The organism is Mesorhizobium sp. KR9-304, from assembly GCF_040049215.1.
In the GTDB taxonomy this organism is placed as follows: domain Bacteria; phylum Pseudomonadota; class Alphaproteobacteria; order Rhizobiales; family Rhizobiaceae; genus Mesorhizobium_K.
On sequence record NZ_JBDZDN010000002.1, the window covers coordinates 707,020 to 724,693 of the forward strand.

Annotated in this window: 14 protein-coding genes; all 14 read right to left on the bottom strand. The window is 66.2% G+C overall.

The window, feature by feature from the left end:
• Positions 1–167: 167 nt before the first annotated feature.
• Positions 168–1,829: a cell division protein FtsZ gene (gene ftsZ / locus ABLE71_RS15750; protein WP_348784374.1), complete on the bottom strand. Its 1,662-nt coding sequence runs from the start codon at positions 1,827–1,829 to the stop codon at positions 168–170.
• A gap of 68 nt (positions 1,830–1,897) precedes the next feature.
• The gene (ftsA, locus tag ABLE71_RS15755) at positions 1,898–3,208 is read right to left on the bottom strand and encodes a cell division protein FtsA (protein ID WP_348784375.1); all 1,311 of its coding nucleotides are present in this window, start codon (positions 3,206–3,208) and stop codon (positions 1,898–1,900) included.
• Positions 3,205–4,161 (bottom strand): cell division protein FtsQ/DivIB, encoded by a 957-nt coding sequence (locus tag ABLE71_RS15760; RefSeq protein WP_348784376.1) that lies wholly within the window; start codon positions 4,159–4,161, stop codon positions 3,205–3,207. The genes ftsA and ABLE71_RS15760 overlap by 4 nt, the downstream gene beginning before the upstream one ends.
• On the bottom strand, positions 4,149–5,075 hold the full coding sequence (locus ABLE71_RS15765; RefSeq protein ID WP_348784377.1) for a D-alanine--D-alanine ligase: 927 nt from the start codon (positions 5,073–5,075) through the stop codon (positions 4,149–4,151). The genes ABLE71_RS15760 and ABLE71_RS15765 overlap by 13 nt, the downstream gene beginning before the upstream one ends.
• Positions 5,076–5,462: 387 nt before the next feature.
• Complete coding sequence (gene murB / locus ABLE71_RS15770; protein WP_348784378.1) at positions 5,463–6,428, bottom strand: UDP-N-acetylmuramate dehydrogenase; 966 nt, start codon at positions 6,426–6,428, stop codon at positions 5,463–5,465.
• Positions 6,425–7,840: a UDP-N-acetylmuramate--L-alanine ligase gene (gene murC, locus ABLE71_RS15775; protein ID WP_348784379.1), complete on the bottom strand. Its 1,416-nt coding sequence runs from the start codon at positions 7,838–7,840 to the stop codon at positions 6,425–6,427. Before murC ends, murB begins: the two co-directional genes overlap by 4 nt.
• Complete coding sequence (gene murG / locus ABLE71_RS15780; RefSeq protein WP_348784380.1) at positions 7,837–8,964, bottom strand: undecaprenyldiphospho-muramoylpentapeptide beta-N-acetylglucosaminyltransferase; 1,128 nt, start codon at positions 8,962–8,964, stop codon at positions 7,837–7,839. The genes murC and murG overlap by 4 nt, the downstream gene beginning before the upstream one ends.
• On the bottom strand, positions 8,964–10,118 hold the full coding sequence (ftsW, locus tag ABLE71_RS15785; protein WP_348784381.1) for a putative lipid II flippase FtsW: 1,155 nt from the start codon (positions 10,116–10,118) through the stop codon (positions 8,964–8,966). Before ftsW ends, murG begins: the two co-directional genes overlap by 1 nt.
• Entirely contained in the window at positions 10,118–11,518 is a 1,401-nt protein-coding gene (gene murD, locus ABLE71_RS15790; RefSeq protein ID WP_348784382.1) for a UDP-N-acetylmuramoyl-L-alanine--D-glutamate ligase, read from the bottom strand. Before murD ends, ftsW begins: the two co-directional genes overlap by 1 nt.
• A gap of 4 nt (positions 11,519–11,522) precedes the next feature.
• Complete coding sequence (mraY, locus tag ABLE71_RS15795) at positions 11,523–12,605, bottom strand: phospho-N-acetylmuramoyl-pentapeptide-transferase (RefSeq protein WP_348784383.1); 1,083 nt, start codon at positions 12,603–12,605, stop codon at positions 11,523–11,525.
• Positions 12,606–12,627: 22 nt separating this feature from the next.
• On the bottom strand, positions 12,628–14,061 hold the full coding sequence (locus ABLE71_RS15800) for a UDP-N-acetylmuramoylalanyl-D-glutamyl-2,6-diaminopimelate--D-alanyl-D-alanine ligase (protein ID WP_348784384.1): 1,434 nt from the start codon (positions 14,059–14,061) through the stop codon (positions 12,628–12,630).
• On the bottom strand, positions 14,058–15,512 hold the full coding sequence (locus tag ABLE71_RS15805) for a UDP-N-acetylmuramoyl-L-alanyl-D-glutamate--2,6-diaminopimelate ligase (RefSeq protein ID WP_348784385.1): 1,455 nt from the start codon (positions 15,510–15,512) through the stop codon (positions 14,058–14,060). Before ABLE71_RS15805 ends, ABLE71_RS15800 begins: the two co-directional genes overlap by 4 nt.
• 60 nt (positions 15,513–15,572) lie before the next feature.
• Positions 15,573–17,285 (bottom strand): penicillin-binding protein 2, encoded by a 1,713-nt coding sequence (locus tag ABLE71_RS15810; protein ID WP_348784386.1) that lies wholly within the window; start codon positions 17,283–17,285, stop codon positions 15,573–15,575.
• Complete coding sequence (locus ABLE71_RS15815; RefSeq protein WP_348784387.1) at positions 17,282–17,671, bottom strand: hypothetical protein; 390 nt, start codon at positions 17,669–17,671, stop codon at positions 17,282–17,284. The genes ABLE71_RS15810 and ABLE71_RS15815 overlap by 4 nt, the downstream gene beginning before the upstream one ends.
• Positions 17,672–17,674 lie beyond the last annotated feature (3 nt).

Consider the following 17,674-nt stretch of genomic DNA (forward strand, 5'->3'; position numbering starts at 1 on the left):
GGCAAGATAGTCGGGCGAAGGGGAGACAACAAATCACGCTTTTTTACTCTGTGTTACCGCACTCATACCCTTAACGAATCATAACCAGCTGAATTTGCGGGTTTTTTCAAGCCGGCGGACAGACCGTTTTCTGCCCGCCGGGAACGTTCCGGCGACTTGGCCGGACCTCAGTTCGCTTGCCGGCGAAGGAACGCCGGAATCTCCAGCTGGTCGTCTTCCTGGACGCTGCGCGGCTGCGGCGAAAGCCGCCCATGCTCGTCGAGCTGGCCGCGGCGCGGCGCATAGAGCTGCGGGTCCTGGGCCGCGACGCGGCGGGCCTCCGGAGCCGGCTGACGCAGTTTGGGCTCGCGCGGCGCCGCGGGCTGCAGGCGCGCCGGCTCCTCCTCGCGGCGGCTGAGCCCCGTCGTCAGGCGCTTCAGCAGCCCCATCGGGCCGGTGCTCTCGTGGTCGACCGGGTTGCGCTTGGCCTCGACCTCGGCCCGCACGACCGGCGGGAAATCCTCGACCTTGGGCATGCGCGGCGCAGCCATGGCCGGCTGCGGCTGCGCCGCCACCGGGGCAGGACGAACGTCGGCAACGGGCGCGACCGGGGGCCTCGGCTGTTGCTGGACCGGCTGCGGCTGCTGGAACAACTTGCTCACCGGCTGGAAGTCGTCGACGGGCTGCGGCGCCGGGCGGGCAGCCATGACGGCCGCGTTGATCTCGGCCTGGCGGATGGCGTCGGCGACAGGGTCGGCGGCGCGCGGGGCCTCGATCGGCGCGGCGGCAGGGCGAGCTTCGCCGGCCGCGGCCGCAGCGGGGCGCTGGGCTGGCTTGGCGGGCGCCTGGCGGATCGAGATCGGAGCGGCGGCGATCTCGGCCGCCGTCTTGTCGATGCCGGTCGCCACGACCGAGACGCGGATGACGCCTTCAAGTTCCTCGTCGAACGTGGCGCCGAGGATGATGTTGGCGTCCTGGTCGACCTCCTCGCGGATGCGGGTCGCGGCCTCGTCGACCTCAAACAGGGTGAGGTCACGGCCGCCGGTGATGGAGATCAGAAGGCCACGGGCGCCCTTCATCGAGGATTCGTCGAGCAGCGGGTTGGCGATCGCGGCTTCCGCGGCGGCCATCGCCCTGCCCTCGCCCGACGCTTCGCCGGTGCCCATCATCGCCTTGCCCATCTCGCGCATCACCGAACGCACGTCGGCGAAGTCGAGATTGATCAGGCCTTCCTTGACCATCAGGTCGGTGATGCAGGCGACGCCCGAATAGAGCACCTGGTCGGCCATGGCGAAGGCGTCGGCGAAGGTGGTCTTGTCGTTGGCGAGCCGGAAGAGGTTCTGGTTCGGGATAACGATCAGCGTGTCGACGCACTTCTGCAGTTCTTCGATGCCTTCATTGGCCGTCTTCATGCGGCGCTGGCCCTCGAAGTGGAACGGCTTGGTGACCACGCCGACGGTGAGGATGCCCTTTTCGCGGGCTGCGCGGGCAACCACTGGAGCCGCACCCGTGCCGGTGCCGCCGCCCATGCCGGCGGTGACGAAGCACATGTGCGTGCTGGAGAGATGGTCGATGATCTCGTCGATGCATTCCTCGGCGGCGGCGCGGCCGACCTCGGGCTGCGACCCGGCGCCGAGACCCTCGGTGACATGCGCCCCAAGCTGGATCAGCCGCTCGGCCTTGGACATGGTGAGCGCCTGCGCATCGGTGTTGGCGACCACGAACTCGACGCCGCGAAGCCCGGCCGTGATCATGTTGTTGACGGCGTTACCGCCGCCGCCGCCGACGCCGAATACGGTGATGCGGGGCTTGAGTTCGGTGATGTCGGGCTTCTTGAGATTGATCGTCATTGTCCTCGTCCTTTGCCTTTCCTGCCGCGTCGCCGCCACGGCCGCCAATGGGGCTGCCCCCGCTGATTTTAAAAACTGTCTCTGATCCACTGACTCATACGATTGAACCGCCCGCCGGTGCCGGTCATACGCAGTCTCGACGCCATTTTCCCCTCGCGGCTCTCGAAACCCGCCACCTGCGGATAGATCAGGAGGCCTACAGCCGTCGCGAAGGCCGGTCCCTTGGCGGCCTCGGGCAGGCCGGCAACGCCGAGCGGCCTGCCGATCCGCACGTTGCGGCCAAGAATTCTGCGCGCCGCCTCGGGCAGGCCCGCAAGCTGCGAGGCGCCGCCGGTGAGAACGACGCGTTTTCCCACAACGCTGCCGTAGCCGGACTTGCCGAGCCGGTCGCGGATGATTTCCAGCGTTTCCTCGACGCGGGCGCGGATGATCCTCGTCATGACCGAGCGCGGCACCTGCAGCGGCACCTCGCCGTCATCGTTGCCCATCGGCTGGATCGTGACTGTCTCGCGATCGTCCGCGCTGCCGGGCAGTGCCGAGCCATGCATGACCTTCAGCCGTTCGGCGTGGTCGAGCCGCGCCGAGAGCCCCTTCGCCATGTCGAGCGTGACGTGATTGCCGCCGACGGGAATGGCGTCGCCATGCACGAACTTGCCGTCTGCGAAAACCGAAATGGTGGTGGTGCCGCCGCCCAAGTCGATGCAGGCCGCACCCATTTCGAGCTCGTCGTCGACAAGCGCGGCCAGCCCGCTGGCATAGGGGGTCGCGACCACGCGCTCGACCGAAAGATGCGCGCGATTGATGCACAGCTCGAGATTGCGCATCGGCGCGGAGTCGCCGGTCAGCACATGCATGTCGACGCCGAGCGTTTCGCCGACCATGCCGCGCGGATCGCGCACGCCGCGCTCGCCGTCGAGCGAGAAGCCGACCGGCAGCGAATGAACGACCTCGCGCTCTGCCTTCAGCGCCTGCTTGGCGCCGGCCGCAAGCACGCGCTTGATGTCGGCGGTGTCGGCCTCGTGGCCGCCGAGGTTGATCGTTGCAGAATAGCTTTCGCTCTTCAGCCGCCCGGCCGTCAGGTTGACGATGAGCGAGTCGACGGTGAGGCCAGCCATGCGCTCGGCCGCGTCCACGGCGAGCCTGATGGCATGCTCGGCGCGGTTGAGGTCGATCACCACACCCGACTTCACGCCATGCGATTTCTGGTGGCCGATGCCGATGACCTGCACCTCGTGGGTGCGGCCGCGCAGCATCTGGCTCTCGCCGCGCGGGCGAAGCCTGGCGATGACGCAGCAGACCTTGCTCGAACCGACATCCAGCACGGTGACGATGCCGGAGCGGCGCTGCGATGCATCCTTCTGTCCGCCGAGCCAGCTCATATGCTCTTCCCCGGCTTCTTCTTGGCGGCCTTGGCCTGTTCGGCGAGCAAGGTGGTGCGGCGCTCCAGCGCCTCCGACGTAAGCCTGATGACCAGGCGATCCTCGAGGCGAAGATCGACGGCGGCGATATCGCGCGACAGCAGGCCGTCCTCGCGATCGAGCTTCAGCAGTTCCGCGATGGCGGCGTCCTCGCCGGTCTCCGGCAGACGGATGGTGATGCCGTTTTCGAGGCGGAGATCCCAGCGGCGCTCGGCGACGCGGATGAAACCCTTCACGCGCGAGGCGAGTTCGGGATGCTGCCTGATCCTGCCGACGAAGCCTTCCGCCCCCTCAGCCGCGCCATAGCCGATGACCAGGGGCAGCAAGCCATGACGCCCACCGTCGAACGGCACGATGACATTGCCGGAGCGCTCGATAATGGCGAGCTGGCTGCCATGCTGCCAGAGAGCGAAGGGCTCGCGCTCCTCGATGCGGACCTCAAGTTCGTCGGGATAGATCTTGCGGACGGAGGCGACCTTCACCCAGGGCAGCGCGGCGATGCGCTGGCGCGCCGCGTCGGCATCGAAGCCGATGAGCGAGGTCCAGCCGTCGAGATCGAGCTGCTCGAGGATATCGATTTCCGACGTCTCCTTGTTGCCGGAGACGCGGACCTGGTCGACAGCGAAACCAAAACGCGCGGTAACGGCCTGCGCGGCAGCCGGGATTTGTCCGCCGAGCCATGCGCCGTAGAGAACGCTCGACGACAGGAAGACAGCGGTGGCGACGAGACCGACGTGACGCGGCGGGGTGTATTCGCCGTCGCACAGACGCGAAATCAGGCGCGCCGGACGGCGCAGCCAGCGCGGCAGCACGAAGCGTCCGGACGAGAGGAATTCGGGCGCCAAGGACAGGCCGAAGAAGGCGGGCCGCGGCGCGCCGGCCTTCCCGCTCTGTCCTGTCTTCAACGCAAACACGAAGCGTCCTCCACCATCCAACTCAACAACTCGCCGAACGAATGCCCCGCGTGGGCGGCGATCTCGGGCACCAATGACGTCGGCGTCATGCCGGGCTGGGTGTTGACTTCGAGCCAGATCAACTCGCCATTTTCCGAATGGCGGTCGTCGTAACGGAAGTCCGATCGGGAAACGCCCCGGCAGCCGATTGCTTGATGTGCCTTGAGCGCCAGTGTCTGTATTTTTTGGTAAATATTTAGTGAAATTTTAGCCGGAATCTCATGTTTTGATCCGCCCGGCACATACTTCGAGTCGTAGTCGTAGAAGGAATGGCCGGTCGGAACGATCTCGCAGACGCCGAGCGCGACATCGCCCATGACCGCGCAGGTCAGCTCCCGGCCATGCACGTAGCGCTCGACCATCACCATGTCGCCGTAGCGCCACTCCGGCGAAGCGATGATCTGCGGCGGATGCGACTGATCCTCCTTGACGATGACGACGCCGAAGCTCGACCCCTCGGCCACCGGCTTCACCACATAGGGAGCCGGCATCGGATGCTTGTTCTTGACGGCAAAGCGGTCGATCACCTTGGATTCCGCAACGGGGACGCCCGCGGCCTTGGCGATCTTCTTCGCCTGCGACTTGTTCATCGCCAGCGCCGAGGCGAGCACGCCGGAATGCGTGTAGGGAATGGCGAGATATTCGAGGATGCCCTGTATGGTGCCATCCTCGCCGAATGGGCCGTGCAGCGCGTTGAAGGCGACATCCGGCCCGAGTTCGGAAAGCACGGAGCTGACATTGCGGGCCACATCGACGCGGGTGACGCGATAGCCCTCCGCTTCAAGAGCGTCGGCGCAGGAATTTCCCGACGACAATGATACCGGCCGCTCAGAAGAGAACCCTCCCATCAAGACCGCAACGTGCTTCGACTTCATGCCCCATTTCCCCTCGGGCAACTCACCAGAATCCGGATTGAGTCCGACCCCTCCGCGAATCTGCCACCCGGACAGACACGCGGCCTACGCCTCGCACGACTCAAAATCAGGAAACGCTCTCGACCCAAAGAATCAGAGAGTTGATTCGCTGGCAAGCGTGGAAATCGCCGAGCCGCATTTTCTTGATTCGACTATGACTTTTTTGACTCGCAACGGGACAGCGGGCGATGCGGACGGCCCCTTTACAGGGGCCGTCCGCATCATGAGTCAGGCGTCCTTTCAGACGGGAAAAACAACGAAAAGGATGTGAAGCTGGCGATTTCGATTCAGTATCAGAGCTTTAGCCGGCGGCCCTGAATCACTTTGCGAACAAGGTCATCCGGAACGTCAGAGCAGCAGCCCCAGAAACTCCTGCACCTCGCGGCCGGGCTTGAACTGGCCGATGCGCTTGATCTCCCACTGCAGGCGGATTCCCGAATGTTCGAGCACGCGTGCGCGGACGGTTTCTCCAAGATATTCGAGGTCGTAGCCGGTGGCGGTGCCGGTGTTGATCATGAAGTTGCAGTGCATCGGCGACATCTGGGCGCCGCCGATCATCAGGCCGCGGCAACCGGCCTTGTCGATCTCCTTCCAGGCCGACGTGCCTTCCGGATTCTTGAAGGTCGAGCCGCCGGTCTTCTCGCGGATTGGCTGCACCGTCTCGCGATGATGCTGCACGGCGTCCATCGCCTCCTTGATCTTCTCTTTATCCTCGGGATAGCCCTCGAAGACAGCCGAGACGAAGATCAGGTCGGTGGGCGCCGACGAATGGCGGTAGGCGTAGCCCATCCCGGCGTTGGAGAGCGTATGGACCTCGCCCTTCCGGTCGAGCGCGCGGACCTCCACGACGCGCTCGCGCGTCTCGACGCCGTTGGCGCCGGCGTTCATGCGAAGTGCGCCGCCGATACCGCCGGGAATGCCGTGGTAGAAATGGAACCCGCCGATGCCGGCCTCGTAGGCGAGCGCGGCGACTCGCTTGTCGGGCGTGGCAGCCCCTGCCCTGATCTTCGTTGGCGAGACGACTTCGCCGTCGCCGAAACCCTTCGCCGAGAGACGGATGACGAAGCCAGGAATACCGCCTTCACGCACCAGCAGATTGGAGCCTATGCCGACGACGGTGAGCGGCACGTCCTCGGGCACGGCCGTCAGGAACGCCGCGAGGTCGTCCTCGTCGGCGGGCTGAAAAAGCACCTCGGCCGGACCGCCGGCGCGGAACCAGGTGATCTTGTCCATCTCCGCATTCGGCGTGATGCGGCCGCGAATGCCAGCGAGCCGGTCACCGAGGCGGGCGAGAAGCGCTTCGCCCCTGATCATGCGGCGGCCTCGTCCGCCCCGGCGAGTTCCTTGGGCAGTGCATAGGCCCATTGGGTGATGCTTCCGGCGCCGAGGAAGACGACGAAGTCGCCCGGCCTGGCGATCTCGCGGATCATCGGCGCGATCGCCGAGGGCTCGGCGATGTAGCGCGCGTCGCGGTGACCGCCCGAACGGATGCGATGGACGAGCTTCTCGGAATTGACGCCGTCGATCGGATCTTCGCCGGCCGCGTAGACCGGCGCTATGGCGACCGTGTTGGCGTCGTTGAAGCAGGCGGAAAATTCGTCGAACAGGTCGTGCAGGCGCGTGTAGCGATGCGGCTGCGCGATCGCGATGACGCGGCCCGACGAGGCGTCGCGCGCGGCCTTGAGCACAGCCTTGATCTCGACCGGATGGTGGCCGTAGTCGTCGAATATCTCGACGCCGTTCCAGGACCCCGTGTGGGTGAAGCGGCGCTTGACGCCGCCGAAGACGGACAGGCCCTTCCTGATGTCGTCGGCGGAGATGCCGAGTTCGTGCGCCACGGCGATTGCAGCGGTCGCGTTGGAGACGTTGTGGCGGCCGGGCATCGGCAGGCGAAGATCGGCGATCAGCGTGTCGGCGCCGGTCTTGCGGTCGCGGATCGACACGTCGAACAGCGACGACGCCCCCTCCATGCGATGGTTGCTGAAGCGCACATCGGCCTGCGCATTGGCGCCGTAGGTGATGACGCGGCGGTCCTCGATGCGGGCGACCATCGCCTGCACCTCCGGATGGTCGGTGCACATGACGCCGAAACCGTAGAAGGGCACGTTCTCGACGAACTGGCGGAAAGCCTCGCGCACCTTGTCGAAGGTGCCGTAGTGGTCGAGATGTTCGGGATCGATGTTGGTGACGACGGCGATGTCGGCGGGAAGCTTGAGGAAGGTGCCGTCGCTCTCGTCGGCCTCGACGACCATCCATTCGCCGGCGCCCATGCGGGCATTGGTGCCGTAGGCGTTGATGATGCCGCCGTTGACGACCGTGGGATCGAGCCCGCCTGCATCGAGCAGCGTGGCGATCATCGATGTGGTCGTCGTCTTGCCGTGCGTGCCGCCGACGGCGACCGCCTGGCGGAAGCGCATCAGTTCGGCGAGCATCTCGGCGCGGCGCACGATGGGCAAAAGCTTCTCGCGCGCGGCCTTGAGCTCGGGGTTGGACTTCTTGATCGCGGTCGAGACGACGACGACTTCGGCGGCGCCGAGGTTCTCCGGCTTGTGCCCGATGAAGCACTCGATGCCCTTCTCGCGCAGCCGCTGGATATTGGCGCCGTCGGCCTGGTCGGACCCCTGCACGCGGTAGCCGAGATTCTTCAGCACCTCGGCAATGCCGCTCATGCCGATGCCGCCGATACCGATGAAATGCACCAAGCCGATCGTCTGCGGCATCTTCATGGCCGCGCTCCTTCCCTCAACTGGGCAATGGTCTTGCCTGAGGCAATAGCCTCTGCCAGATCGGCGAGCAACCGCGCGGCGTCCGGTTTCCCCGCCGATTTGGCCGCCGCGGCCATTGCCGCCAGGCGGTCGGGCTCGGCCATCGCATCGCCGATGAGGCCGGCTAGGCGCCCGGTGGTGAGCGTCGACTGAGGATGCAGCTCGGCGCCGCCGGCCTCCGCAAGTGCGGCCGCGTTCGCCGCCTGGTCGTGATCGAGCGCATAGGGATAGGGAACCAGAAAGGCCGGCCTGCCGATGACGGCGATCTCCGAAACGGTGGATGCGCCCGAGCGCGAAATGACGAGGTGCGCCGCGGCGATGCGCGCCGCCATATCTGTGAAGAAGGGCAGCACCTCCGGAACCATGCCGAGCTCGGCATAGGCGGCCTTGACGCGTCCCACATCGTCGGCGCGCGCCTGCTGCGTGACGAGGAGACGCGTGCGGCTCTCCGCCGGCAGCGCTGCGATGGCCGCAGGGATGGCGTCGGAGAAGAACTGCGCGCCCTGACTGCCGCCGAAGACCAGCAGCCGGAACGGCTCGCCCGCTTGCGAGGGGGCGTAGGGCGTGGCGGAAGCCTGCAGGACCGCGGGGCGCACCGGATTGCCGGTGACGACCGTCTTCGCGCCGTATCGGCCCTTGCCTTCGGGCAGGAAGCCGCCGGCGATCGCCGCGGCCTTGGCTGCCAGCGCCCTGTTGGCGCGGCCCATCACCGCGTTCTGTTCGTGCACGATAACAGGTACGCCGCGACGGTTGGCGGCATAAAGCGGCGGGATAGTCGGATAGCCGCCGAAGCCGACCGCGACCTCCGGCTTGATGCGGACGATGACGTCGGAGGCCTGCCGCACGCCGCGCCAGATCGTCCAGAACGACCGCACCAGGGCGAACGGATTCTTCGACCCGAAGGTGGCGGAAGCGATCGGATGCACTTCGGCAGCGGGGAAATGACCGGCGAAACGCTCGGCGCGGTCGTCGGTGGCGAGATGCACCTTCCAGCCGCGCTCGACCATTTCGTAGGCCAGCGCCTCGGCCGGGAAAAGATGCCCGCCCGTGCCGCCCGCCGCGAGAAGGATCGTCCCTTTTGGCATTACTCGGCCGGTAGGACGCCGCGAGGCATGCGCTCGAAGGCGACCGTCTTGCGCTTCTCCGGCCGGCGGCGCGTCAATGCCAGCACCATGCCCATGGAGATGGCGATGGCGATCAGCGAGGAGCCGCCATAGGAGATGAAGGGCAGCGTCATGCCCTTGGCCGGCATCAGTTGCAGGTTGACGCCCATGTTGATGACCGACTGGAAGCCGAAGACGACGACCAGCCCGGCGACAGCGAAGCGCGTGAAGTCGTCCTCCTCCTTCAGCGCCGTGGCAAGGCCGCGCAGCACGATGAAGGCGAAGATCGCCATGATGAGCAGGCAGAGCACGATGCCGAATTCCTCGCCGGCGACCGAGAAGACGAAGTCGGCATGGCTGTCGGGAATGAGGCGCTTGATGGTGCCCTCGCCCGGACCGACCCCGAACCAGCCGCCCTGGATGACCGCGTCGCGGCCCATGTCGACCTGGAACGTGTCGCCCTCGCCGGTGAGGAAGCGGTCGATGCGGCCGGCGACATGCGGGAAGGCAGTGTAAGCGCCGACGGCGCCGGCAGCACCCAAACCGCCGATGACGACGATCCAGAGCCACGGCATGCCGGCCATGAAGAACATGACGCCCCATGTACCGAGGATAAGGATCGTCTGGCCGAGATCGGGCTGCGCAACCAGAAGCGCAACGACCGCGCCGAGCAGGATCATGGCGAAGAGGTTGCCGGGGATATCGGGCTGGCGCTTGTGCTCGGCGAAGAGCCAGGCGCACATGACCACAAAGGCGGGCTTGAGGAACTCGGACGGCTGGATGGATACGCCGAAGAGCGAGAGCCAGCGATGCGCGCCTTTCACCTCGACCCCGACGAAGAGCACGGCGACCATCAGAACCAGCATCATGCCCAAGAGGAAGAGCGAGAAGCGCCGGATCTGGCGGGCGGTCATGAAGGAGACGGTGATGAGCGCGATCAGCGCCGGCACCATGTAGACGATCTGGCGCGTCGCGAAATGGAAGCTGTCGAGGCCGATGCGCTCGGCCACCGCCGGGCTCGCCGCAAAGGAGAGCACGATGCCGAGCCCCATCAGGGACAGGAAGGCGGCAAGGAACCAGCGGTCGACGGTCCACCACCAATTGGCGACCGGGCTTGTGTCGAGACGGCTCAACATCAGTTTATCCCTCCGATGGGCTTGATCCCCTCGATAGCATTCACGGCTTGCCTGAAGGCTTCGCCCCTTACCTCGAAGTTCTTGAACTGGTCGAAGCTCGCGCAGGCGGGCGACAACAGCACGACCGCCTCGCCCGTCGTATCGAGCGCAGCGTCCTTGGCCGCATGCGCGACGGCGGCGTCGAGCGTGCCCGATATCTCGTAGGGCACGGTCTCTCCGAGCGTCGCCGAAAAGGCGGGCGCGGCTTCCCCGATCAGATAAGCCTTGGCGATGCGCGGGAAGTATCCACGCAGGGATTCGATGCCGCCCTCCTTGGGCAGGCCGCCTGATATCCAGTAGATGCGCGGGAAGGAGGAGAGCGCGGGCGCGGCCGCATCCGCATTGGTCGCCTTGGAATCGTTGACGAAGAGGACATGATCCTTCTTGCCGACCTGCTCCATGCGGTGGGCGAGGCCTGGGAAGCTCTCGAGCCCCGACTGGATCTCGCCGAGATCGAGCCCGACCTTGAGGCAGGCGGCGACGGCGGCGAGTGCGTTCTGCGCGTTGTGCTGGCCGCGCAGCGAACCTATGCCCTCCAGGAAACCGACACGCACGTAGCGACCGTGCTCCGCTTCCATGAGATCGGTGCCGTCGGCGAAGAAGCCGTCGGTCAGCGGCAGCCGCTTGGAGATGCGGATGACGTGCTTGCCGACGCGCTCGAGCCGGTCGGCGATCTGCACGCAGTAGCTGTCGTCGACGCCGATGATGGCCGTCTCGCTTCCGGCGACCAGCCGCTCCTTGATCGAGGCATAGTGCTGCATGGTGCCGTGACGGTCGAGATGATCGGGCGTCAGGTTGAGCAGGATGCCGGCCGTCGGGTTGATCGAGGGCGCGAGGTCGACCTGGTAGGAGGAGCATTCGACCACGTAAAAACGGTCAGGCTTCAGCGGGTCGAGGGTCATCACCGCGCGCCCGATATTGCCGCCCATCTGCGCGTCACGGCCGGCGGCTTTCAGGATATGCGCGGTCAGCGCGGTCGTGGTCGACTTGCCGTTGGTGCCGGTGATGGCGATGAAGGGCGCATCCGGCGCCTTCAGCGCGCGTTCGCGTCCGAACAGCTCGATATCGCCGATGATCTCGACCCCTGCGCCGCGCGCAAGCTCGACGGTCCAATGCGGCTTCGGATGAGTGAGCGGCACGCCGGGCGACAGCACGAACGAGGCGAAACCCTGCCAGTCGGCGGGGCGAAGATCGCCGGTCGGAATGCCCTCGCCCGCCGCCTTGGCCACGCTGTCGGGATTGTCGTCCCACGCCAGCACTTCGGCGCCGCCTTCCTTGAGCGCGAGCGCCGTCGCGATCCCCGAACCGCCAAGGCCGAAGAGGGCGACGCGCTTTCCGCTAAAGGAACGGGCTGGGATCATACGGTCACCTCAGCTTCAGGCTCGACAGGCCGATGAGCGCCAGGATGACGGCGATGATCCAGAAACGGATCACCACCTGGCTCTCGGTCCAGCCGAGCTTCTCGAAATGGTGGTGGATGGGGGCCATCAGGAAAACGCGCCGGCCGGTCATCTTGAAGAAACCGACCTGGATGATGACCGACAGCGCCTCCATGACGAACAGGCCGCCGATGATGGCGAGGACGATCTCGTGCTTGGTTGCGACCGCGATCGTACCGATCAGCCCGCCCATGGCGAGCGAGCCGGTATCGCCCATGAAGATCGCGGCCGGCGGCGCGTTGAACCAGAGGAAACCGAGGCCGGCGCCGATGACGGCGCCGAGGATCACCGCCAGTTCGCCCGTGCCTGGCACGAAATGGATCTGCAGATATTCCGCGAAGACCGCGTTGCCGGAGAGATAGGCGATGACGCCGAAGGAAGCGGCCGCGATCATGATCGGCACGATGGCGAGGCCGTCCAGACCGTCGGTCAGGTTCACTGCATTGCCCGCGCCCACGATGACGATGCAGGCGAAGGGGATGAAGAACCAGCCGAGATTGACCAGGAAATCCTTGATGAAGGGGAAAGTCAGAGAGGAGGAGAACGGCTCCTGGCCGTTGCGCATGATGAAATAGGCGGCGATGCCGGCGATCAGGAACTCGATGGCGAGCCGCGCCTTGCCCGAAAAGCCGAGATGCGACTGCTTGGTGACCTTTAGATAATCGTCATAGAGACCGATCATGCCGAAGCCGAGCGCGACCAGCAGCACCACCCAGACATAGACGCTGGAAATATTGGCCCAGAGCAGGGATGACACCACGATGCCGGACAGCACCATCAACCCGCCCATCGTCGGAGTGCCGGCCTTCTTGAAGTGCGTCTGCGGGCCGTCGGCGCGGATCGGCTGGCCCTTGCCTTGCCGGACCCTCAGCGAGGCGATGATGGTGGGGCCGAAGATGAAAACGATCAGAGCCGAAGTGATCAGCGCGCCGCCGGTCCGGAAGGTGATGTAGCGGAAGACGTTGAAGACCGAGACTTCGTCCGCGAATTCGACAAGCAGGGTTAGCATTCTTCAGTCCCCCCGGACCAGATCAGGACGGCTTGGCGTTGCCGGCGTCGGCCGGAAAGCGGCGGATGAGCGCATCGACGAGTTTGGAGAAGCCGATGCCTTTAGACGATTTGATCATGACGACGTCGCCGGGACGGACGGTATCCATCAGCACCGGCTTCAAATCCTCGGCGCCGGCCCTGTACTCCACCTTGAGCCCTTCGGGAAGCGCTTCGGCGAGCGCCTTCATCTCGGGTCCGGCAAGCAGGATGAGGTCCGTCCGCGTCCCCGCGATCAGGCCCGCCAGCGCGGAATGAAGCTTCTCCGAATGGCTGCCGAGCTCCAGCATGTCGCCCAGCACGGCGATCCGCCGACCCTCGCCCGTGACAGGCGTCGCGTCGAGCAGCGCCATCGCTGCCTTCATGGAGGCGGGGTTGGCATTGTAGCTTTCGTCGATCAGCGTGATCGGGCCACTCGGATGCCCAAGCAGGTGACGCTTGCCGCGGCCTGGCTCGGGGCTGAGGCTCTCGAGCGACAGCGCAACCTTGGCGACGTCTGCGCCGACAAGGTGCGCGGCCCCGAGCACGGCGAGGGCATTTTGCACCATGTGACGGCCCGGCGCGCCGATGCGGGCGTTGACCTCCTTGCCACCGATGCGCGCGGTGATCAGCGAATGGTCGGGATGGAGCGCGAGATTGGTCAGCCGGTAGACCGCCTTGGCATGCTCGCCAAATCCAGCGATCCTGTCGACGCTGGCAGCCTTGGCCATTTTGGCAAGCAGCCCCCAACGCTGGTCGTCGCGGTTAATGAGGGCCGCCCCTCCCGGCTCGACGCCTTCGAATATCTCCGCCTTGGCTGCGGCGATGTCGTCGAGCGTCTTGAAATGGCCGAGATGAGCCGCCGCGATCAGCGTGACGATGGCGACATGCGGCCTGACCAGCTTCACCAGCGGCCGGATTTCGCCTTCATGGTTCATGCCGATCTCGAAGATCGCGTAGTCGCAGTCCGACGGCATGCGCGCCAGTGTCAGCGGCACGCCCCAGTGGTTGTTGAACGACGCGGCGGACGCATGAACCTTGCCGACCGTGGAGAGCGCGTGGCGCAGCGCCTCCTTGGTGCTTGTCTTGCCGGCGGAACCTGTGACCGCGATGATTTTTGCGCCGGAGCGCGCGCGGGCGGCCGCGCCGGCTTTTTCCAGCGCGGCGAGCACGTCGGGCACGACGATCATCGGCGCGGTAAGCCGGCCGAGCGCCGGCAGCTTGCCCTCGGCGACGATGAGCAGGCCGGCGCCGGCCTTGACGGCGGCGGTGGCGAAGTCGTGGCCGTCCATGAATTCGCCCTTGATGGCGAAGAAGGCGTCGCCGGGAACGAGGCTGCGCGTGTCGATCGAGATTCCGGTGACGGCTTTCGGCATCGTGCCGAACGGCCTGCCGTCCATCGCCTCGATCAGCTCGTCGGCGAGCCAGAGCGAACTCATTTGCCGCGCTCCCGGAGCGCTTCGCGCACTTCCTCGTGGTCGGAGAAATGGAACGTCTCGGCGCCGACCGTCTGGCCTTCCTCATGGCCCTTGCCGGCGACCACGAGCGTGTCGCCGGCATGAAGCGCCGCGACCGCTTCGCGGATCGCCTGCCGGCGGTCGCCGATCTCGATCGCGCCGGGCGCGGCATCGAGAATTGCCTTGCGGATGTCCTCGGGGCGCTCCGAGCGCGGATTGTCGTCGGTGACGATGACGAGGTCGGCTAGCCGGGTCGCGATCTCGCCCATGATCGGACGTTTTCCCCGATCGCGGTCGCCGCCGCAGCCGAATACGACGACGACGCGGCCCGTGGTGAAGGGCCTGACCGAAGCGAGCACGTTCTCCAGCGCGTCGGGCTTGTGGGCGTAGTCGACATAGACAGGCGCGCCGGCGGGCGTGGTGCCCACCAGATCGAGGCGTCCGGGCGCGCCCTTGAGATGCTCCAGCGCGGCGAGCGCCTTGGCGACCGGCGTACCGGTGGCGGCGGCAAGTCCGGCGGCGACCAGTGCGTTGAATATCTGGAAATCGCCGGCGAGCGGCAGGTCGATCTCATAAAATTCGCCGTTGGCGACGATCTCGGCGCGCTGGCGGAAACGCTCGTGCTCGACGCGCTTCAGGGTGAGGAAATCGCCGTGGCGGCCGACGGTGAGGACGTTGAGGCCGGCGGCTTTCGCGGCGTCGATCGCCGGCTTCGACCATGGGTCGTCCGCGAAGATGACGGCCGGCGCGCCCTTCGGCAGCAGCGTGTCGAAGAGGCGCAGCTTGGCGCGAAGATAGTCCTCGACCGTCGCGTGATAATCCATGTGGTCGCGGCCGAGATTGGTGAAGCCCCCGGCCGAAAGCCTGACGCCGTCCAGCCGCCGCTGGTCGAGGCCGTGGCTGGAGGCCTCCATAGAGGCGTGGGTGACGCCGGCATCGGCGAGTTCGGTGAGGAGCTTGTGCAGCTCGACCGGATCGGGCGTGGTGAGCGAGCCGTATTCGTTGCGGCCTGGCGCGACGACGCCGGTGGTGCCGATGCTGGCCGCGGCGTGCCCCCCCTGCTCCCATATCTGGCGGGTGAAGGCAGCGACGGAGGTCTTGCCGCTCGTGCCGGTTACCGCGACCATGATCTCCGGCTGGCGCGGGAAGATGCGGGCCGCCAGCTTGGCCAGCGCGAGACGCGGATCGTCGACGAGAAGCAGCGGCGCCGTCTGGGCGCCGAGGCCGGCGCCTTTCGCCGCGACGATCGCGGCGGCGCCGCGTCGGGCCGCGTCGGCCGCGTAGGCCGCGCCGTCGGCCTTGCTGCCGGCAACGGCCACAAAAACCATGCCGGGCGCGATCCGGCGCGAATCCGAGGACACCCCGGTGACTTCGGCGTCGGCGGAAGCGCCGCCTTCGGCGGAAAGCAAACCGGCAAGGTCCCTAAGCTTCATCGAGTTCCAGTCGCGGTGGTTGGCTGCGGCGCTCCCTCTTGCGCCCGTGAGACGGCAGAATCACTGATAGGACACGACCGTAGCGCCGCTTTCATGGCCGAATTCCGGCTTCACGCCAAGCAGGGCGCCTGAGCGGCGGATTATGTTGGCCACGATCGGCGCGGCGTTCAGGCCCGACGTTGCGCCCATTCCCGGCTTTTCCGGCTTGGGTTCGTCGATGATCGACAGCACGATGTATTGCGGGTCGTCCATCGGAAACGCTGCCAGGAAAGCGTTGAAGCGCACCGTCGACGAATAGCGGCCGTTGACCACCTTTTCGGCGGTACCCGTCTTGCCGCCGACGCGGAAACCGGGGACCTCGGCGCGCTTGCCGGAGCCTTTCTCGGCGTTCAGCCGATAGAGATACCGCATGTCCGCGCTGGTCTTCTCTTCGACCACCTGTTCGGCGACGGCGCCGGCTTCCGCCTCGCTGCGCGGCAGGAAAGTCGGCTGGATGAGCTTGCCGCCGTTCATGAGCGCGGCGGCGCCGACCGCCGTCTGAAGCGGTGTCGTCGACATGCCGTGGCCGAAGGCGATGGTGATGGAGTTCACCTTCTTCCATTCCTTGGGCTCGGTCGGCGTCGCCACCTCGGGCAGTTCGGTGCGCATGCGGGTGAGCAGGCCCATCCGCTTCAGGAACTCGCGGTGGCCCTCGATGCCGACCATGTCGGCCTCCTTGGCCGAGCCGATGTTCGACGAGTAGATGAACACCTCCGGCAGCGTGAGCACCCGGCCCTTGCCGTGGAAATCCTTGATGGTGAAACGGCCGATCCGCAGCGGCCGCGAGGCGTCGAATCGGCTTTCGAGGTTGGCAAGACCGGAATCGAGCGCCATCGCGGTGGTGAAGCTCTTGATGGTCGAGCCCATCTCGTAGGTGCCGGCCGACATGCGGTTCAGCCGGTCCTTCTCATGCGCGTTGTAGGGATTGTTCGGATCGTAGTCGGGTACAGACACCATCGCCACGACCTCGCCGGTCTTGGCGTTGAGCACGACGGCGCCCGCGGCGATCGCGTGGTAGCGCTCCATGGCCTGGGTGAGTTCGTCGTGGACGATATGCTGGACGCGCAGGTCGATAGACAGCTTGACCGGATTCAGGTCCTTGGCGATGGCGAGCCCGGATGCCTGGAGGTCGGCGAGGCCCTGGTCGTCGATGTATTTCTCGAGGCCGGAAATGCCTTGGTTGTCGATGTTGGTCAGGCCGACGATATGCGAGATGGTCGGTCCAGCGGGATAGAAGCGGCGCTTCTCGGTGCGGAAGCCGATGCCGGGCAGGCCGAGCTGGATGATCTCGTTCTGCTGCTTGGGCGTCAGCTGGCGTTTCAGCCAGACGAAGCCCGCGCCGCTCTTCAGCTTGTGGTAGGTCTGCTCGACCTCGATATCGGGCAGAACGGTCGCCAGCTTCTCGATGACTTCATCGGCGTCGACGACGCGGCGCGGTTCGGCAAACAGCGAGGCGGTCTTGATGTCGGTCGCCAGCACCTCGCCGTTGCGGTCGACGATATCGGGCCGCGAGGCTGTGACGCGGCTCGCCGGGCCGCCCGAATCCGCCGGATCCTGCATGCCGAAATAGATCAGCCGTCCGGCGATCGTGGCGTAGATGCCGAAGAAGACGGCCATGGTCATGACAACGCGATTCTTCGCCTTGCCGCCGGTCGCCTTGCGGGCGCCCTCGACGACGATCGACCCGGCGGACGCCGCTGCCTCGATCTTGCGCCTGCGCAGCCAGGAGATCATTGCACGACACCCCCGGTGACGATGCCATCCGTCGCGGGCGGCGCAGCGCCGCTGTCGGCCATGCCTCCCAGATGCTGGCTGGACAGATCCTCGATGGTGAGCGGCTTCGACGGCAGTTCGTCGAGCCCGACGATCTGGTGTGCCTCCAGCGGCTGCAGGGCGAGCTCGGCCTGATAGGTGTGCGACAGCTTCTGCAGGCGCGAGGGCTGCGTGAGCAGGCTCCAGTCGGCCTTCAGCAGGTCGATCGTGTCTTCCTCGAAGCGTATCTGCTGCTCGATCTTGCGCAGCGACGCCTGCCGGTCCTCGGCCTCGTGCTTGGTCTTGTAGGTGAATGCCGCCGCCGCGACCATGACGGCGATGAGCACGATGTCGCTGGTACGAAACACTGG